A 19,476-nucleotide genomic window follows, 5' to 3' on the forward strand; every position below is an offset into this window, starting at 1 on the left:
TTTTGGCATTGGGCCCTCGGCGCTGACGGAGGCCATGGGCATGCTCAACCACCATTTCGCAGCAGCCGCCTGATCGGCGCAGAGCGACAGCCTACCTCTGACTGCCGCCAATCTTTGCAACAGAGCCGTTCCTTTTGCTCGGGAACTGGCGCGCGGCGATCATTGCGGTACTCGTCATTCCCTTTTCGTTCCTGATGATGGCGACAGGGATGAATATCTTCGGCGTCCCCGGCAACCTGATGAGCCTCGGCGCGCTCGACTTCGGGCTGATCGTCGATGGCGCGGTGATCATCATCGAGAATTGCCTGGCCCGGCTCGCGCACCGTCAGGCCCATGAAGGCCGCGTCTTGTCTTTGCGCGAACGGCTCGAAGTGACGATGCGCGCCAGCCAGGAGATGATCAAACCGACGGTGTTCGGGCAGGCGATTATCCTCCTTGCCTTCGCGCCCCTGCTGATGTTCACGGGTGTCGAGGGCAAGACCTTCTCGCCGATGGCAATCACTATCATGCTGGCGCTGGTGGCGGCGTTCATCCTCGCCATAACGCTGGTCCCGGCGCTGGTTGCGCTCCTGATCCGCGGCGAGGTCGCCGAAAAGGAAGTCTGGCTGATCGCCCGGACCAAGCAGCGCTACCTGCCGCTGCTAGACCGTGCGCTGGAGCGTCCGTGGCGCTTCATCGGGGCAGGCCTTGCCTTCTTCGTGGCGGCCATACCCGCTTTCGCTCTGCTGGGGTCCGAGTTCATTCCTCAGCTCGACGAGAAGAACCTGGCGCTGGCCTCGACCCGCGTGCCTTCGGTCAGCATTGAACAGTCGCTCGCAATGCAGCGCGGCGTCGAGAACGCGGTAACGAAGCTCCCCGAAGTGCATCTCATGTTCTCGAAGACCGGTACTGCGGAGGTTGCCACCGATCCCATGCCCCAGAACATCTCGGACGGGTTCGTGATCCTTAAGCCGCAGGACCAGTGGCCTGATGGCGTGGACAGCAAGGAAGATGTGGTCGAGCGTGTCGAGAAGGCGGCCAACGGACGCCTTGGTCAGCTTTACGAAGTCAGCCAGCCTATCCAGCTGCGCTTTAACGAACTGATCGCCGGGGTGCGCGGCGATGTCGCGATCAAGCTCTATGGTGACGACCTCGACAAGATGGCGCAGTCGGCGGACGAGATCGTTCGAGTGCTCCAGTCGATCCCTGGCGCATCGAGCGTCAAGGCCGACCAGACAGGCGGCGCACCAACGCTCGACGTCCGCTTCGACCGCGCGGCGATCGCGCGCTACGGTCTCAGCGTTGAAGAAGTGGCCGACACCGTTGCCGCCGCGATGGGCGGGCGCGAGTCTGGACTGCTGTTCGAAGGCGACCGCCGGTTCGAGATTGCCGTCCGGGTGCCCAACACCACGCGGGCAAGCCTTGACGAGGTCATGGCGCTCCCGGTCATGCTGCCTGCGCAGGAGGGCCAGGCGCGCCGTTCGGTCCCGCTGTCGCAGGTCGCTCAGATTCGCTTCACCGAAGGGCTCAACCAGATCACCCGCGAGAACGGCAAGCGCCGCGTCGTGATCCAGGCTAACCTTCAGGGGCGCGATGCGGGCTCATTCGTGGCCGAGGCGCAGGCCAAGGTTGCGAAGGTCAAGCTGCCTGCCGGCTATTATCTCGAATGGGGCGGCCAGTTCCAGAACCTGCAAGCCGCGGCCGACCGTCTGTCGATCGTCGTTCCGTTGTGCTTCGCGGCGATCTTCGTGCTGCTGTTCCTGGCTCTCGGGACTCTGCGGCGGGCCTCCGCGGTCTTCCTTGCGGTGCCGCTCGGCCTTGCCGGCGGTGTCTTCACCCTGGCGGTGACCGGAATCGCGTTCTCGGTGTCCGCAGCGGTCGGGTTCATCTGTCTGGCGGGCGTTGCCGTGCTCAACGGTCTCGTCGTCATGACCGCTATCCGCGAGCGGCTCGACGAGGGCGTGGTTCTGGTCGAGGCCATTCGGGCCGGCATGATCGACAAGATGCGCGCCGTCATCATGACCGGGTTCGTTCCCGCAATCGGCTTCGTACCGATGGCGCTGGCGCATGGCACCGGCGCCGAGGTGCAAAAGCCGCTGGCAATGACCGTCATCGGCGGTCTGATCGCTGCGACCCTCCTTACCCTGCTGGTCCTTCCGGCGATTGCCCGGGTTGTCCTGGGTCCGAAGGAAGGCCTCTCGAATGATAAATTGGATGACGTCACGCCCACGCCGGCGGCGGCGCAGTGAAGGAGATGGACATGAACAAGGCCGCGAGACTGCTTCGCGTCTACACTGACGAGAGCGCCTATGTCGGTGATCGCAAGGTGTTCGAATACGTCACCGCGCTCGCCCGGGAGCGTAAGCTCGCCGGGGCAACCGTGCTCGAAGCCCTCATGGGCTTCGGACATTCAACACATCTGCACCGAAAACACGTGATCGAGAACGACCGCGCCCTCGTCATCGAAATTGTTGACGGTGAAGACAACTTGCGCAGCTTCGCTGCCGAACTGACCGGAGTTTCGGGCATCGGTCTCGTCACCCTTGAAGCGGTTGAAATCCTGAGCGGGCTCGGGGATTGCGATAGTGGAGAGGGCGCTCATGGTTGAGAAGGTCAAATTCGACGTTCCGCTGGTCCTGCCCGACGTACACGACGCGGCTGATCGCTGCGTCGAGCGCCTGCTGGCAGTGCTGAAGGCGCGCGACGGCGTCGATGATGCACACATCGCAAAGTCCAACGGCGACACGCCGGTGCTGTGCGTTCACTTCAACCCGGGTGCGCTGTCACTGCCCCAGGTGCGCTCGGTCATCGAGGCTGCGGGCGCGGATATTTCGGCGCGTTTTGGCCATGTCGGATGGGAGCTTGGCGTGACCATCCGCCCGCGAGAAGCAAGCAGGATCGGCGAACAACTCGGCAAGATTTCTGGCGTGCTCGAAGCCGGGGTCAGCCCGGCGGGTTTCGTGCGGGTCGAGTTCGACCGGAATCAGATCGACGAACCGGCAGTCCTGGTGGCTTTGGAGAAGCTGGGCCTGCGACAGAAGACCGCGGACGAAGAGGATCACGCCAGACATGACCACGGCCCCGGCGAGCATGACCATGGCCACGGCGGAATTTTCGGTTCGTGGACCGAACTGGTCTTCGCGCTCGGCTGTGGTCTCGTGCTCGCGATCGGCTTCGCCATCGAGAAGCTCGGCGATGCGCCTGGTTGGATTCCACTGGGTTGCTACATTGTCGCCTATGGACTCGGCGGCTTCTTCACGCTGCGCGAAGCGTTCGAGAACCTGAAGGCCCGGCGGTTCGAGATCGACACGCTGATGCTGGTCGCAGCCGCCGGCGCCGCCGCGCTTGGCGCATGGGCGGAAGGCGCACTGCTGCTGTTCCTGTTCAGCCTTGGTCACGCCCTTGAACACTATGCGATGGGTCGGGCGAAACGCGCCATCGAGGCGCTGTCGAAGCTAGCCCCTCGCACAGCGATGGTGCGCCAGAGCGACGGATCGACGCGCGAGGTGCGGGTGGAGGAACTCGCGCTCGGCGACGTCCTCGCCGTGAAACCTGACGAGCGCATTCCGGCCGACGGCTTTGTCGTCAAGGGCTCGAGCGCGGTCAACCAGGCCCCGGTGACCGGTGAGAGCATGCCGGTCGACAAGCGGGCAGTGATGGACGACGATGCCGCGCGCGCCAATCCCGACCGGCTCGAGTCCGCCTATCGGGTTTTTGCTGGAACGATCAACGGCAGCGGTGCGCTCGAGATCGAAGTCACCAAGCTCGCCAGCGAGTCCACGCTCGCCAAAGTCATCAAGCTGGTCAGCGAGGCCGAGACGCAGAAATCGCCGACCCAGCGCTTCACCGACAAGTTCGAACGCTACTTCGTGCCGACCGTGCTCGGACTCACCGTCCTTCTGCTTTTTGCCTGGGTGGTGATCGACGAGCCGTTTCGCGCGAGCTTCTACCGCGCAATGGCGGTGCTTGTCGCGGCCAGCCCCTGTGCGCTCGCTATCGCGACGCCCAGCGCGGTGCTTTCCGGCGTGGCTCGCGCCGCGCGCGGCGGTGTCCTGATCAAGGGCGGCGCGCCGCTCGAACTGCTTGGTTCACTGAATGCGATCGCATTCGACAAGACTGGCACTCTGACCAAGGGCGCGCCGCGTATCCAGGAGATCGTGGCCGCGCCTGGCATCGACAAGGAGGACCTGATAGCGGTCGCGATTGCGGTCGAGAGCCAGAGCGACCATCCGCTCGCGCAGGCGATAGCCCGTGATGGAAGGGACCATATTGGCGATCGTTCGATTCCCGAGGCGATCAACATTGAGAGTCTGACCGGGCGCGGCGTGACCGCCGAAGTGGGTAGTGAACGGGTGCTGATCGGCAAGGCTGAGATGTTCGGCGCCGAGGGGATCGACCCCTTGTCCGCCCCGATGGCTGCCGCGATCGAGAAACTGCGTGCCGGAGGGTACACAACGATGGTTGTGCGGCGCGGCGATACCGACCTCGGTGCGATCGGCCTGCTCGACACGCCCCGCGAAGCCGCTCGCGATGCGCTTGATCGCCTGCGGCAACTCGGCATCCGGCGCATGGTCATGCTCTCGGGTGACCACCAGCGCGTGGCAGATGCGGTTGCGCGCCAGGTCGGGCTCGACGAGGCCTGGGGCGACCTTATGCCCGAGGACAAAGTCACCGCCATCCGCAAGCTGCGCAGCGAAGCACAGGTCGCAATGGTGGGCGACGGGGTCAATGATGCCCCGGCGATGGCCAGCGCGACGGTCAGTATCGCGATGGGCGCGGCAGGCTCGGACGTCGCGCTTGAAACCGCCGACGTCGCGCTGATGGCCGACGACCTGTCGCACCTGCCGTTCGCGGTGGGACTGTCCCGTCAAACGCGCCGCATCATTCGTCAGAACGTGTTCGTCAGCCTTGGAGTCGTGGCGCTGCTCGTACCGGCGACTATTCTGGGTCTGGGGATCGGGCCGGCGGTTGCCATGCACGAAGGTTCAACGCTGATCGTCGTGTTCAACGCCCTGCGATTGCTTGCCTACCGTGATCGCACGGCCAGCAGCTAATGAAGGAGGTGACAAAATGACCAACGGAAGATGGAGATTTCGCGGCCTGCCACTTGGAGCCGCTATATTTCTGGCAGGAGGATGTGCGACACTTCCACCTGTCCCAGCGCCGCTTACCGCGAAAGCCAACTCGCGGGTCGAAATCCGTTCGGTCTATGCTCACGCGGCAAAGGATGGGGTGACCGTGGGCGGATTTGCCCGTCGGCGGGGCTTCGGTTTTCTGCCAGGGGGAAGTCATCTTCACGTGACGGCGTTCAGGAAAGATGGGACCAAGCCTGTCGAAGGGGATGCGTCCTGGCATCCACCGGTGCGCCATCGAACGCTGATATCATCTTATCAGGCAAGACTGCACGGCATCACATCCGAAGAGATTGCACGGATCGAGGTCGAATTTCGAGAAATTCGCGAATAGTCTTGAAGTCTCAACTTAATTCTAACCCGAACTGGCATCAGGAGAGAGCCGGCAAGGGCTTTGCTAAGAAGTCGGGGCATCGCTACCGGTCAAATTCTAAGGGTGGCATGCGACCCGTTGGGCTTGGCCCCAGATCGCATGCTGGCGTTAAAACCCTTTTCAACAGCAATCTGCACTACCCTTGCGCAATTTCGTGAGTGTGCCTTGCTTGCCGTCCCAATCGACTTCAAACGATACGTGATCTCCCACCTTAAATCCTTGGAGGACTTCCGGATTGGCGGAGAAGCCCATTTTCATTGCCGACCATTGTAGAGCCGGAATTTTCTTATGGTCGAGCGTGATTGTCCCTTTGGCGAGATCGACTGCGGTGATCGTTCCGGTGCTGGCACCGTGAACAACCGCATCTGCATCACCAGTGCTTTTTGGGGTACTCTTGCTGCTCGCTGGCGCAGTCGTGGCACTCGACGCCTCGGGTTGTTTGTTGCAAGCGGTTAGCGAGGCCAACAGTGCGAGACTGGAGGTGATGATCAAGCCTGACTTCATAGTGCTTCTCCTTCGGGTTGATTGCGAAATTGGGAGCGTCGGCGCATCAGTAGGTAGGCCGCAGGGATGATCAGCATCGACAGGAGGGGCGCCGTCAGCATGCCGCCGACCATCGGTGCCGCGATCCGGCTCATCACTTCCGAACCTGCTCCGCCACCTGCCAGGACGGGGAGCAGGCCCGCGAGGATCACCGCGACTGTCATGGCTTTGGGCCGGACGCGCATCGCAGCGCCATCGCGGACCGCCGCCACTACGTCGTCATCGCTGCGCGCCTCCAGCGCGTGCTTGAGGTAAATCAGCATGACGACCCCGAACTCTGCCGCGACGCCCGCGAGCGCGATGAACCCCACAGCGGTCGCCACCGACTGGTTGTAGCCGAGCCAATAGAGCAACCACAGGCCGCCAGTGAGGGCAAAGGGCAAGGTGCCCATGATCAACAGTGCTTCATCCCAGCGCCGGAAAGTCAGGAACAAAAGCCCCAGAATGATCGCGAGCGTCACCGGGATCACCAGCTTCATCCGCTCTTTGGCGCGGACGAGAAACTCGTACTGACCAGTATAGGAAACGCTGACGCCGGGGGGCAGCTTGACCTTTGCGGTAATGACGCGCTGGATGTCGCCCACCATGGTCTGCATGTCGCTGCCCCGGCCATCGACATAGATCCAGGTCACAGGTCTGCCGTTCTCGCTGCGAAGCATGGGCGGCCCCTCGCTGATATCGATCCGGGCGACACTGCCGAGAGTGATTTGCTGGCCGGCAGGGGTCAGCACCGGCAGGCTTGCCAGTTTGTCCGGACTGTCGCGGATTTCGCGGGGGTAGCGGACCTGGATCGGGTAGCGCGCCAGCCCTTCGACTGTCTGCCCAACCGTTTCGCCGCCAATCGCGCCCGACACCACCGACTGGACATCGGCCACATTGAGCCCGTAGCGGGCTGAGGCGGCGCGATCGACCGTGACGTCGATGTAGCGCCCTCCGGTCAGCCGCTCGGCCAGCGCCGAGGCGACACCCGGCACCGTCCGGACGACCTGCTCGATCTGCCTTGCAGTGCGATCGATCTCGGCGAGGTTCGAACCGGCGACCTTGATCCCGACCGGGCTCTTGATCCCGGTCGCCAGCATGTCGATGCGATTGCGGATCGGAGGGATCCAGAAGTTGGCAAGGCCCGGCACCTTGACCCGCGCATCGAGCTCCTCGACCAACTTCTCGGGGGTCATGCCGGATCGCCATTGCTCTCGTGGCTTGAAGCGGATGGTCGTCTCGAACATCTCCAGCGGGGCAGGATCGGTTGCGCTCTCGGCGCGTCCGGATTTACCGAATACGCTCTGAACTTCAGGCACGGTCTTGATCAGCCGATCGGTCTGCTGAAGCAGCCGCCCGGCCTCGGCCGGCGAAATCCCCGGCAGCGCCGACGGCATGTAGAGCAGGTCGCCTTCGTTCATCTGCGGCAGGAACTCTCCGCCAATCCGCGACATCGGCCACAAGGTGGTCGCGAAGATCAGGGCTGCGATCACGAGCGTGCGCTTGGGGTGAACGAGCACCCAGTCAATCGCCGGACGGTAAATCCGCGTGAGCCAGCGATTGATCGGATTGGCCTCCTCGCTGGGTATGCGTCCCCGGATCAGGAGCCCCATCAGCACCGGAATGAGCGTGATCGAGAGCAGCGCCGCGGCCGCCATGGCATAGGTCTTGGTAAAGGCGAGCGGCGAAAACAGCCGTCCTTCCTGTCCCTGAAGCGTGAAGATCGGCAGGAAGGAGAAGGTAATGATCAAGAGGCTGAGAAACAGCGCCGGGCCTACCTCGGCCGCAGCCTGCGTGACCAGGTGCCACCGCGTCGCCGTGTCCAGTTCGCTATCGGGATGCTCGTGCTGCCAGCGTTCGAGGTGCTTGTGTGCATTCTCGATCATCACGACCGCCCCATCTACCATCGCCCCGATGGCGATGGCGATGCCGCCGAGCGAGAGGATATTCGCGTTGAGGCCCTGCAACCGCATGACGATGAAGGCAATCAGGATGCCGAGCGGAAGCGTCAGGATCGCGACGAGCGCCGAGCGGGCGTGCCAGAGGAACAATGCGCAGACGAGCGCGACGATGACGAACTCTTCGAGGAGCTTGTGTCCGAGGTTCTCCACTGCCCGGTCGATCAACCCCGAGCGGTCGTAGGTCGGCACTATCTCGACGCCCGGCGGCAAGCTTCTTTTCAGTTCATCGAGCTTGGCCTTGACCCCGTCGATGACCGCGCGGGCGTTCTGGCCCTGGCGCATGACGATGACTCCGCCAGCCACTTCGCCGTCCCCGTTCAATTCAGCAATGCCGCGGCGCATTTCCGGGCCAATCTGGACCGTCGCGACATCGCCCAGCGTCACAGGAACGCCTCCATCGGCGCGCAGCGGAACCGCACGGAAATCGTCGAGCGTCTTGAGATAGCCGCTGGCACGAACCGTATATTCGGCGCCGGCCATTTCCACGCTGGACCCGCCAGTCTCCTGATTGGCGCGCTTGAGCGCCTCGGTGACCTGTTCGGTGGTAACCGCATAAGCCGCCAGCTTCTGCGGATCGACGATCACCTGGTACTGCTTGACCATGCCGCCGATGCTGGCGACCTCGGCCACCCCCGGCACAGTCTTCAACTCATAGCGCAGGAACCAATCCTGCAAGCTTCTGAGCTGGGCAAGGTCATGGCCGCCCGACCGGTCAACCAGCGCATATTCAAAGATCCAGCCCACCCCCGTGGCGTCGGGCCCCAGAGCGGGCTTGGCCCCCTCAGGCAGACGGCCTTGCACCTGGCTCAGATACTCAAGAACGCGGCTGCGCGCCCAATAAAGGTCGGTGCCGTCGTCAAACAGGACGTAGACAAAGCTGTCGCCGGTGAACGAATAGCCGCGCACGACGCGCGCACCGGGCACCGACAGCATGGTCGAGGCGATCGGGTAGGTAACCTGGTTTTCGACGATCTGCGGCGCCTGACCGGGATAGCTGGTGCGAATGATGACCTGCACATCGGAGAGATCGGGCAAGGCATCGACCGGCGTCGTCCGGACCGCGTAAAAACCGAAAACACTCAGCACTGCTGCCACAACAAGCACCAGATTGCGCGAGCGGACAGAGGCACGGATGATCGCAGCGATCATCGCACATCTCCGATCGGCCGTGCCGGAATCCCGCTCAGGCTCGCTTCGGAATCAAGCAGGAACTGCCCCGAGGCCGCCACCTTCTCGCCTGGCGCAAGCCCGGCAAGGATTTCGGTCTTGCCGCCGTCCTCGCGGCCAAGCCGGACCTCCGCTGGCCGATAGCGTCCGTCGGCAAGGGCAAGAATGACGAGATTGCGCGCGCCGGTGCGGATGACCGCTTCGCTCGGCACCAGCAGTCCGGGGTGGCCTTCGTCGCCGAGCACCACGGTGGCGAACATGCCGGGGCGCAGCATGCCGCCGCGGTTGGCCAGCTCGATCCGCACCGTGATAGTCCGGCTATCTACCTGCGCTGTCGGCAGGATCGCAATCACGCGGCCCGCGAGGCTTTGACCGGGAAGCGCGGCCAGCGTCACGTTTGCGCGCTGCCCGACCCGGACAAGGCCCGCCTGCGCCTGCGGCACGGCGGCATTGACCCAGACCGTGCCGATCCCGTTGACCTGTGCAAGGGTCTGGCCTGCCACGAGCGTCACGCCCTGCCGTGCATCCAGCGTCTGGATGACCCCGCCGATTGGCGACGTGATGGTGAGGACACCGCTCGTTCTCCCGCTGCGCTCGACTTGCGCGATGAGCTGCTCGGGCATGCCCAGTAATCTCAGCCGCTGGCGTGCCGCCTCGGTAAGGTCGGGGCGGCCAAGGCGGCGGACCGCGAGATACTCGCCCTGCGCGCCGCCCCATTCGGGCAATTGCAGGTCCGCAATAGGCGCGCCCACACCGATCACGTCGCCCGGCGCCCTGCCATAGACACGGGTGATAAAACCGCCCGAGCGCGCCTGGATGATGGCGACATTGCGCTGGTTGAAGTCGATCGTGCCGGTGACCGTGACCGATGAAGGCAGTGTGCCAATCTCCGCCGTGACCACACGCAGGCCAAGGCTCTGCCGGACAGCCGGGTCGATGCTGACCCCCGGGGCCGTGGCGGTTGCAGCCCCTTCGTCGGCATATTTTGGGATGGTTTTCATCCCCATCGACGACAGTGAATTGGGGTTGTCGTAGTGCTCGGCGGGTACCATCGGATCGTACCAGTAAAGGATCTTGCGCTCCGATCCGGCGCCCGTCACGGTACCGGGACTGCTGCTATGACCGAGCCAATACCCGCCCGCGCCTGCCGCCAGGGCGATCGCCAAGATGCCTGCGCCCCAACGCGCGGTCTGCTTCGCGTGCCAGTTCATGGCCGCACCTCCATGTATGTGTAATTGATCCGGACCGCGTCGCGCGCGACATCAGCTTCGCGGGCGAGTACATCGACTTCAGCTTCGGCAAGAGCGAGGCTCGAGAGGAGCGCGCTGCCGAGATCGAGCTTGCCTGCGGCATAACTCGCCATATCCAGCTCGGCCCGCCGCTTGGCGAGCGGCACGAGTGTAGCCCTGGCGTTGTCGAGTTGCCGGCGATGCATGTCATAATCGGCAAGATCGGACGTGAGCCCCGCATTCAGATCGCGTTCGCCCGAAGTGCGGCTGAACCGTGCCCGGTCCGCCTCGGCTTCGCGGGCTGCTATCAGCGGATCTTGCCGTTTGCGCGAGAACAGCGGCAGATCGATACTGACGCCGACGGAAACCATGTCGCCATAGGCCGGATCGCGCCGACCATAGCTGGTGCTGACCCGCCAGTCTGGCCGCTTTGCTGCGCGGGCAAGATCGGTCTCTGCCTCGGCGGCAGCGACATCTGCATCGAGAGCGGTCAAGCGCGGCGTTGCACCAATACCGCTCCTCAGCCGTTCGCGATCGACCGCAAGCAAAGGCGGATCGCCGCTTACATCCACATTGGGATCGCCGGTCAGGCGCGCGAGCCGGGCCTGCGCCTTGACCACCTCGGCTTCAAGCTGTGCTCGCCGGTCGCTTACGGCTGCGCGCAACTGCTCGGGTTCATAGGCCTGGCTTGGCCGGGCGGAGCCCGAGGCAAGCCGCGCCGAAACCGTAGCCTGTAAATCGCCGAGGCTGACATCAAGGTGCTGCAATTGGCCAAGGCGGCGCCTGGCGTAGTAAAGATCGATCCAGGCAAGCGCCGTTTCCAGGCGGACGTCTTGCGCCGTGACCGCTTGTCCTGCTTCCGCCGCGCCGATCGCAGCCCGCGCGCGGGTTTGCTCCGCGCGCCGCTTGGCCGGGTTGGGGAATGCTTGTTCGACGCCGATCCGTGCGGTGGTCATGCTTTCATCCCGCGGACGAAAGGCTGGCGGGCCCGAAATCGGAAAATTATCGATGCCAACGGACAAGGTGGGATCAGGAAGCTGGCCGGCAGCAATCGCACGAGCGCGCGATGCGCGGACGCTGGCCTCACTGGCCTTGAGCGCAGGTGCTGCGTTTGCCGCTCGTTCGAGCGCGGCTTCGAAAGTCAGTGGTTCCGCACCTGCCGTACAAGGCAGCGCAGTGGCCAAGGCCGGTGCTAGGAATAGTATACGCATGCAATTGTCTTCCGGTTTGCACCTGCGAGGCCGATTGCGACAGGTTGGCTTTGGCGGATCGGGCGCCGGTGAAGCGAGGGAACTTCACCGGCGCCACGTGCCCGGCCGTCGTGTCTTATCGTTATGGGCCAGGCAATTGCTCAACCTGCCTGCGGCGATCCGGTCCTGTCACAGTCATGCGGCAGCCGGCTCACCAGGTTTTTGGGTGGCGCCAGTCGGATATCCATTTCGCGTAAGCCACGTTGAGGGGAGGCCCCAAGTGGATGCATCGCGGGCGCGGATTGACGTGGATCCTTCGGTCCGATTGGCAGCAGCTAAGGAGTCGGCAAAGCCGACATAGCCCGCTCAGCGATCAGCCGATATGCGCGGGAGGCTCAGGCTCGGGCGGAACCGTACGTCCCCATAGTGCCGCGACAGGGGACACTACAGGTTGGAAAAGCGTCAGGGCCTGAACGTCATCAACAACTATGCCGGGGAGTAAAGCCAAGGGCACGGTGCAACCCATTTTTGCGATGCATTCCGGGGTCATCCCTTGGCAGGGTTGGTCATCCGATGATGGCTGAACGGTAATCCCCATTGCTTTGGCGCAGTCGGGGTCCATTTGGGTCGTTTCGGATTGTACCGGTTTGAGGGTCATCTGCGCGAAAGCTGATTCCTGCCCCAGAAGGCCAAGGATTGCTCCAATAAGAAGCAGGAAGGCGAGCCGACGATCCACGTTATGTCCTGTCTGGCAGGAACAGCACAGCGTGGGAAGCAAAAATTACCAATGACGGGGCATTCCTGCATGCTGTTATGTCCATGATTAAAACGTATCGCGCAACACGCTGCAGGAATAATCATCAATTCCGACAGTTCGCTCGCGCTTGGGATTGGCCGTTATGGCCGGGTAGTCTGCCGTTGCGCAGCACCCTGCAACACCACCTGCTGGTTGTATGAACCAGGGACCACGGGCGAGGTGCTTGGCATCAACAACGGCCTGGTTTGCCGCCGCAGCAGCCCAGCGGATCACGGCAACACGGTTTGCCGCCTTTTTTAGTCCTGTGTCCCTGTAATAGGTTGGCCAAGCCGCAGTAGCTGTCAGTCTGGTGAGTCATTGTTTTTGAAAGCATGCCGCTTGTTGCATAAGGCTTTGGGCATGCAATCTTCAGGCGTGGAAAGATCGTTTGTATAGATGCGGGCGGATTGGTCGGGTCCCTAGGCAAGGCCGATGGAGCGCAGGTCGACTGTGTCGAAGTTCATCAAATTTTCGGCGGTCCTTCTCCGTATTTTAAGGTCACGGATGTTGCCTCACGGAAGGGTGACGGCCACGCGCGGTCGGCTCGAATTGACAAGAGCCTCGACCGTGGATTGAGCGTCCCGGCAATTCGTCTGTCTGCCTGCCCCAAACATCTTCGATATCCACTAATAAATAATCGTCTGAGATTTCGACGAAATCGATGGCTTATCTTAAAGAGAAACATACCCGACCGGGAAAACCGGCTTCTGCGGAATTTACTTATAGGCCCTCACAGCACAGGGTTTACGGGCAGATTTATGGGCAAGGGTCGCCTTTCCGTCCACAATCCCGCGAACGGAAGCTACACCGAATACCACAGTCGGCTGCGATACGTTTTCCAACGAGGAGTGGCAGTGTTGATTAAGCAGGAACGCACAGGGGAGCCGGTCGGTATGATCCAACGCGCAAAACTTAACTTCTATGATTGCGTTCTTCGACCCAATCCATCGCGGACCGTCGTTCGGCCATTCGATCCGCACTACCCACGAGACTTCGCCGGCGGCACGTCACGTGCCCAAGAGACCGTGGACCTGATCGTGGCGCTTGACGAGGTTGAATTGGCGCGCCAGCTAAAAGGCGTCACATTGTCTCTGGATGAAAACCACCGTGACGTGGATACGATGCTGCTTCGGCGGTTCGAGGAGGTCGCTGGCGGCATCGAGGGTGTGGGTCGTATCAACGCCAAGCAGCGGCGGTTGATCGGCGCCTACTTCAGCGAAGAATTTGCGTACGAGGCTGCGGCCTTGTTCAATCCAAGCGTGGTACTCCATCCCGAACAGTCGGGGCTCCCGGAGGGAACTATCCGTTTTGTGATGTCGCTGCGCGGAATTGGCGAGGGACATGTGTCTTCCGTGACGTTCCGGACCGGTACCTGGGCATCAGGCGGCGCACTTTTGATCGATGATCCCAGCCCGACATCGGTATCGCCACTTATCGATACGTGCGGGAAAGGAGAGGGCGTAGCAGCGCGCCTGTGCTGCGCCGGCAGTCGCACGATCTCGGAGACGGTGCTTTTTCCGGTCCTGCCGAGCCAGAGGCAGGGCATTGAGGATACGCGCCTTGTGCGCTTCTGCGAGGATGACGGCAGCATAGTCTATCATGGAACATATACCGCGTTCGGTGGTGGTGAAGTGCGATCGGAATTGCTGAGCACCACCGATTTCCGATCGTTCGAAATGCGCGTTCTGACCGGCCAGGCCTCGAGCGGAAAAGGCATGGCCCTTTTCCCTCGCCGCATTGCGGGTAAATACGCCATGCTTGGCCGTCAGGACGGCAAGAATATCTGGCTTCATTTCTCCGACTCATTGCTCAACTGGGAAGGGGGCACAAAGCTTATTACGCCAAAATACCCCTGGGAATTCGTGCAGATGGGCAATTGCGGATCGCCAATCGAGATCGACGAAGGATGGTTGGTTATGACCCACGGCGTAGGCACGGTGCGCAACTATTGCATTGGCGCATGCCTCCTCGACAAGAATGATCCGTCAAAGCTGCTGGCGCGAACACCGCGCCCGGTCCTGGCGCCCAGTCCGCACGAACGGGACGGGTACGTACCCAATGTCGTCTATAGCTGCGGTGCGCTCGTTCAGGATCGGACCATGCTTCTGCCATATGCAATTGCTGACAGCTTCACTGCTTTCGCTACGGTCTCGATCGATAACCTCCTGAGTGTGATGGAGTAAGCTAGTTCAGTTGATGAGAATTGATCACCGTTTCGATAGTGGGCACCCTTTCGGGAAAACTTACTCCATTTCAGAACGAGCGGGTGGTGACGAGCATTCCGCATGAGTCCAACGTTTTGTCACCGCCCTGAACCTGATAGTGCCCACCGGCCATCCATCGTGCCGACCTTCAATCGTTCATGTTATGCAAGGCGCGGAACGCCTTGTAGAGGTTGCGAGGATCGAGTTGTCCCTTGAACACTGCGGGCGGGGTCCGGTCGATATCGAGCAGCGCATAGACAGCCGACATAGCGGACCGCACCGAGTATTCGACCGTGAAGACGACGTCATCGGGCTGTTCGCAGAACTGTCCCGTGATCGCGAAGTTGGCATAGCCCTTTGGGTGGACCTGCGGCCGGTCGCCCTTGGCGCGATTGAGGAACTGGCTGGTAATGAAGGGCATCATGCATGGCAGGCAGATCATGCCCTCGAGGCTGGTCTGCGCCTGGTCGATCTCTCCCAGGTGGCCGAGCAATTCTTGCATCAATTCGCGCCCGGTGCAGGCCGACATCGGTTTGGCGACGTAATTGCCGGGAGCATCGACGCTGAGGCCATAGCCCCAGAACACTTGCACGTTGTCGGGCTGGCCAATGAAGTGTGGCTGGTGTGGCAGCACGATTGACATCAGCCAATTGGAATCGACGAAGGTGATGAGGCCACCTTCGCCCGGAACGTTGCCAGTGAAATCGCGGATCCGGTCGAACAGCGCCGAGTCCTTCAGCGTGGTGGTGAAGGAGAGCCATTTCGATTCATCGACATAGTCGGTGAATTTGGCGGGCCGACCCAATTCGGGGCGGCCGGCGGCGATCTTGTCCCACAGGGCCCAGGCCCCGCCGACGCTTTTGTCGTTAAGCGCCGCAGGGCTATCCATCCCGCCGATCGCGGTGCCTTCGGTCATCGATCCCAACGTCGCGATCACCAGGTCGCTGGGCGCGACTTCGACTTGCTCGGTCGTGCCGCCACTTTCGCAGGTCAGGCTCTCGACAAAATTCGTGCCGTCGCGGTCGGCAAACGCGATGTCGGTCACCTTGCTGCCGAGGCGAAACACCACGCCGCGCTCGTCGAGCCATTTGCGCAGCGGCAGCACCAGCGAGTCATATTGATTGTAAAGCGTCCGCATGATGCCGTGCAGTTCGTTGAACCCGGCGACCATGTGGGTGAAGCGCACGAGGTAGCGTTTCAGCTCGATCGCGCTGTGCCATGGCTGGAAGGCGAAGGTTGTGCACCACATGAACCAGAAATTAGTCTTGAAGAACGCTTGGTCGAAATGGTCGGAAATCCGGCTGTCGCCGAGCAGCGTCTCGGGTTCGATCGCCAGCTTCTCGATCGTCAGGATGTGGCGCTCTGACAGGCCGAATTCGGGCGCATCGATCTTGTTAGCGCCGCGCACTAGACGTGACTTGGAACCGGTCTTGATGACCTCGTTCCATTCGAAGATTTCCTGCGTGACGGTCTGCTTCCCGTCGAGCGTCGGAATTGAGGAGAACAGGTCGTAGGTGCACAGATATTTGCTTTCCATCATCCGCCCGCCGCGGACCATGTAGCCCGTGTGCGGGTCGCCCGACCCGTCGAGACTGCCGCCGACCCGGTCGAGCTCCTCATAAACGGTGATGGTGTGCCCCGACAGTCCGCCGTCGCGGATCAGTAAGGTGGCTGCCGCCAGCGAAGCGATCCCGCCACCGACGAGGTGGGCGCGGGTGTGGCTGCGATCGGGCTTTGTCATGCGGACCTCTTTGGCTGGGGGAGTTCGGTTTGGGCGATGGGCTTGGTTGACCAACGTCATCGATATTTGTCGCGGGCAGCCTGTCGATGCCGTCGCGAGCGAACGCCCGACGCCAGTTCTACCACCTCGGCGGTAACCGCCTCCTGGCGTGTCATCCGCTCGAGCCCTTGCAGCGTCTCGAGCTTAGCGGCGATATTGGTGCTAGCGGATGCCATCGTCGAGACACGCGCTTCATTCTCGGCGGCGAAGCTTTCGGTGGCGGCTTCGCAGATCTGCGCGAAGACATATTCCTCGGTCAGACAATCGAGCAATTTTGGCAGAGGTAGCTGGATCAGCGGTGGCGTGGAGGTGACACTGCTAAATCTGGCAAAATCGAGCGGCAACAGGCGGCGCTGCGTGACCTTTAAGCCCTTCCCGGGGGTCCAGACCGGGAATATCAAGTCGATCCGGCTCGCTCCGCTGGTGTCGAGATAGGTCGTGACCGCCTCGATCAGCACTGCGGCCACCTCGATGATGGCGGCAGCGCGCAACGGTGCCGCGAAGGTGGCGGCGAGGGGCAGCCCGCGTTCGCGCGCCAGCGACGCGGTGCGGTCGCCGACCAGGAAAACATGCGAATTTGCCAACGCGGAAGTGGCACTGTCGAGCACGCGATCGGCAAAGGTGCCCGCGAAGCCCTGCTCGGCGCCGAACACGATCACGCCTGGCGGCGCGGTCCGGTGCGACATCGGCGTGACGGGTGACGTGTCGTCGAGCAGCAGCGCCTGCTCGATCGCGCGCGCCGCGACATCGCCGTAAGCACGTGCCGCTGGCAGCAGCGCGCGACCCTGTTGTGCGCGGGCAGCGGCGATACCCCGCATCGCGTTGACCACCGCGCCGAGCTGCCTGACGGTCGCGATTTGGGCGCTGATATCGGCGAGCTGCTCGGTCATGGCGTGGTCTGTCCCACGCTATTGGTCAGTCGGCCCACTGCTGCGATCAGCGCTGCACGATCGGGTTCGCTCAGTGTGCCGCTTTTCTCGACCGATGCGACCGTCTCCGCCGCCTGCGCGTCAAGCCAGGCGGGCAAGCGCGCGCGTAGCTCAGCGACCGTCTCTACGGCGATCGCGTCGAACGCTCCCTGTGTCAGTGCCAGCGCCAGCGCAGTTTGGTCGACGACGCGCAATGGCTGGAACTGGGGTTGGTTGAGCAAGGCGCGCAGCCTTTGCCCACGGTCAATTTGCGCCTTCACGCGCGCTTCGGGCTGCTCGCCGAAGCGCGTGAACATCTCCAGCTCGAGGAATTGCGCGTAATCCAGGCGCAGCTTGCCCGAAACGTCGCGCAGTGCGCGCGCCTGGGTTTTGCCACCTACGCGGCTGACGCTGATGCCGACATCGACCGCGGGCTTGTGCCCTTGCGCGAACAGCTTGGCGTCGAGCGCAATCTGCCCGTCGGTGATCGAGATGAGATTGGTTGGAATATAGGCGCTCAAATTTCCCGCATCGGTCTCGGCGATAGGCAGCGCGGTGAGCGAGCCGCCGCCCTTGGCGGGCGAAAGCTTGGCAGCGCGCTCCAGCAAGCGGCTGTGGAGATAGAAGACGTCGCCGGGATAGGCCTCGCGCCCCGGAGGCTGACCAGTGAGCAAGGCGATCTCGCGGTGCGTGGCCGCATGCTTGGTGAGATCATCGACAACGATCAGCACATGACCGCCGCGATCGCGGAAATATTCGCCCATGGTGAAGGCAGCGAACGGAGCGATCCATTGCAGCCCAGGCGCCTGTGCGGGGCTCGCCACCACGAAGATGCATCGCTCGGGCGCGCCGTGACGACGGACTTGTTCGATTGCCCGCGCGACACTCGACGATTTCTGCCCGATTGCGACGTAGATGCAGATGACGTCGCTGGAGCGCTGGTTGACGATCGCATCGACCGCGAGCGCGGTCTTGCCGGTCGCGCGGTCGCCGACGATCAATTCGCGCTGGCCGCGGCCGAGCGCGAACAGTGCGTCGATCACGAAGGTCCCCGTCTGCACCGGCTGGACAACCAGGTCGCGGTCGATGATTGCGGGCGCGGCGCGTTCGATCGGTTCGAAGCTTTCGGTGGCGATGGCCGCGCCGCCATCGAGTGGCCGGCCGAGCGGATCGACGACCCGGCCGAGGAGTCCTGGTCCGACCGGCGTGCGGACAACCGCGTTGGTGCCGGTCACCATGGCCCCCGCTTTCACGCCGTCGGCATCGTCGAGCAGCACGCAGCCAAGAGTTTCGCCGTCGAGTGTCTGGACGAAGCCCGCCTGGCCACCGTCGAAGTGCAGCAGTTCGTCGAGCCGGGCGTTAGGCAGGCCGGAAATCATAGCGACGCCGTCACCGATCGAGTCGATGCGGCCTATCTGGCCAGTTCGGGGGCGAGGACGGTCGCCGCGACGCTCTGGCGCGCGCGCTCCAGCCAGCTCTCAGGCGTCTCGGGCATCGTTTCCGTCTTTCGCGAGGTTGGCGAGCATATCGTCCAGATCGGCGCGCCAGCTGTTGCGGAGGTGGACGTGCGCGCCGCGCAATTCGCAGCCGCCGATCAGATCCGGTTCCTCCTCGAACGCGAGGTCGAGTGGCAGCGGAAGGAGCTTCGCCAAGGCGTCGCGGCAGCGTGCGCGTTCACTGTCGTGGAGCGGGGTGGGCGTGACGAGGGTCAGCGCGCTGCCGTCAAAGCTTCTGGCGCGGTCCACTTCGAGCATGGCGGCGAGCTGGTCGGTCAACTTCTGGAACATTGCCTCGTGGATCACGGCCGGCGGCAAGTGCTGGACAAGCTTTGCGGCCAAGTCACCCGCAAGCGTTGCCGCTTGAGTCTCCAGCGCCTTGCGCATGGCGTCGCGTTCGGCGGCGATACCAGCCTTGGCCGCTTCGCCCATCTTTTCGGCATCGATCTGGGCCGTTTCGAGCAATCGGACGCGGTCGGCGTCGGCGGCGGTGCGAACTTCGGCGCGAAGCCGTTCCGCATCGGCCGCAAGAGCGGTGTTGCTGGCTTTGAGGGCCGCCGCCTCGGTCTCCGCTTGCGCCTTCGCCGCCGCCGCATCGGCGAGCAGAGCGTCGGCCGCCGCCTGACGCGCTGCGATCGCCGCCACCACCGGCCGGTAGAGGAAGCGGCTAAGCAGCCAGATCAGGACAAGGACGTTGATCGCCTGGAGCGCTAGCGTCCACCAGTTGATATGCACTGTT

The 19,476-nt window shown here is 62.9% G+C and carries 12 protein-coding genes and 1 pseudogene; 4 read left to right on the plus strand and 9 right to left on the minus strand.

Going from position 1 to position 19,476, the window contains the following annotated elements; translation table 11 throughout:
- Positions 1-122: 122 nt before the first annotated feature.
- The 3 genes and pseudogenes from EH199_RS20190 to EH199_RS20200 form a co-directional block, all read left to right on the plus strand.
- A pseudogene (locus tag EH199_RS20190) lies at positions 123-2,228 on the plus strand (efflux RND transporter permease subunit); the annotation flags it as partial.
- Between the two features lie 11 nt (positions 2,229-2,239).
- Positions 2,240-2,587, plus strand: coding sequence for a DUF190 domain-containing protein (locus EH199_RS20195; protein WP_124810944.1), 348 nt, complete (start codon positions 2,240-2,242; stop codon positions 2,585-2,587).
- A complete protein-coding gene (locus tag EH199_RS20200) occupies positions 2,580-5,033 on the plus strand; it encodes a heavy metal translocating P-type ATPase (protein ID WP_124810945.1) in 2,454 nt (817 codons plus the stop codon). The genes EH199_RS20195 and EH199_RS20200 overlap by 8 nt, the downstream gene beginning before the upstream one ends.
- A gap of 571 nt (positions 5,034-5,604) precedes the next feature.
- Here the strand turns inward: EH199_RS20200 and EH199_RS20205 are convergent.
- From EH199_RS20205 to EH199_RS20225, 5 genes are all read right to left on the minus strand, one after another.
- Complete coding sequence (locus tag EH199_RS20205) at positions 5,605-5,988, minus strand: copper-binding protein (protein WP_124810946.1); 384 nt, start codon at positions 5,986-5,988, stop codon at positions 5,605-5,607.
- Positions 5,985-9,116, minus strand: a complete 3,132-nt coding sequence (locus EH199_RS20210) for an efflux RND transporter permease subunit (RefSeq protein WP_124810947.1) — start codon at positions 9,114-9,116, stop codon at positions 5,985-5,987. Before EH199_RS20210 ends, EH199_RS20205 begins: the two co-directional genes overlap by 4 nt.
- On the minus strand, positions 9,113-10,300 hold the full coding sequence (locus tag EH199_RS20215; RefSeq protein ID WP_370449704.1) for an efflux RND transporter periplasmic adaptor subunit: 1,188 nt from the start codon (positions 10,298-10,300) through the stop codon (positions 9,113-9,115). Before EH199_RS20215 ends, EH199_RS20210 begins: the two co-directional genes overlap by 4 nt.
- Before the next feature lie 41 nt (positions 10,301-10,341).
- Complete coding sequence (locus EH199_RS20220) at positions 10,342-11,574, minus strand: TolC family protein (protein WP_124810949.1); 1,233 nt, start codon at positions 11,572-11,574, stop codon at positions 10,342-10,344.
- Between the two features lie 352 nt (positions 11,575-11,926).
- Positions 11,927-12,289 (minus strand): hypothetical protein, encoded by a 363-nt coding sequence (locus EH199_RS20225; RefSeq protein WP_124810950.1) that lies wholly within the window; start codon positions 12,287-12,289, stop codon positions 11,927-11,929.
- A 953-nt stretch (positions 12,290-13,242) separates the two neighbouring features.
- Here EH199_RS20225 and EH199_RS20230 point away from each other — a divergent pair.
- Positions 13,243-14,532 (plus strand): glycoside hydrolase family 130 protein, encoded by a 1,290-nt coding sequence (locus tag EH199_RS20230; protein WP_124810959.1) that lies wholly within the window; start codon positions 13,243-13,245, stop codon positions 14,530-14,532.
- Between the two features lie 169 nt (positions 14,533-14,701).
- Here the strand turns inward: EH199_RS20230 and EH199_RS20235 are convergent, their stop codons facing one another.
- The 4 genes from EH199_RS20235 to EH199_RS20250 all read right to left on the minus strand — a co-directional run bounded on the left by EH199_RS20235 (position 14,702) and on the right by EH199_RS20250 (position 19,472).
- Positions 14,702-16,354 carry an oleate hydratase gene (locus tag EH199_RS20235; protein WP_223806809.1) on the minus strand — a complete coding sequence of 551 codons (1,653 nt, stop codon included), beginning with the start codon at positions 16,352-16,354 and terminating at the stop codon, positions 14,702-14,704.
- On the minus strand, positions 16,351-17,223 hold the full coding sequence (locus tag EH199_RS20240; RefSeq protein ID WP_124810951.1) for a F0F1 ATP synthase subunit gamma: 873 nt from the start codon (positions 17,221-17,223) through the stop codon (positions 16,351-16,353). Before EH199_RS20240 ends, EH199_RS20235 begins: the two co-directional genes overlap by 4 nt.
- Positions 17,220-18,620, minus strand: coding sequence for a F0F1 ATP synthase subunit alpha (locus EH199_RS20245; RefSeq protein WP_370449705.1), 1,401 nt, complete (start codon positions 18,618-18,620; stop codon positions 17,220-17,222). The genes EH199_RS20240 and EH199_RS20245 overlap by 4 nt, the downstream gene beginning before the upstream one ends.
- A 99-nt stretch (positions 18,621-18,719) precedes the next feature.
- A complete protein-coding gene (locus EH199_RS20250) occupies positions 18,720-19,472 on the minus strand; it encodes a F0F1 ATP synthase subunit B (RefSeq protein WP_124810952.1) in 753 nt (250 codons plus the stop codon).
- Positions 19,473-19,476: the final 4 nt, after the last annotated feature.

It is taken from the genome of Novosphingobium sp. LASN5T, from assembly GCF_003856955.1.
Classification (GTDB): domain Bacteria; phylum Pseudomonadota; class Alphaproteobacteria; order Sphingomonadales; family Sphingomonadaceae; genus Novosphingobium.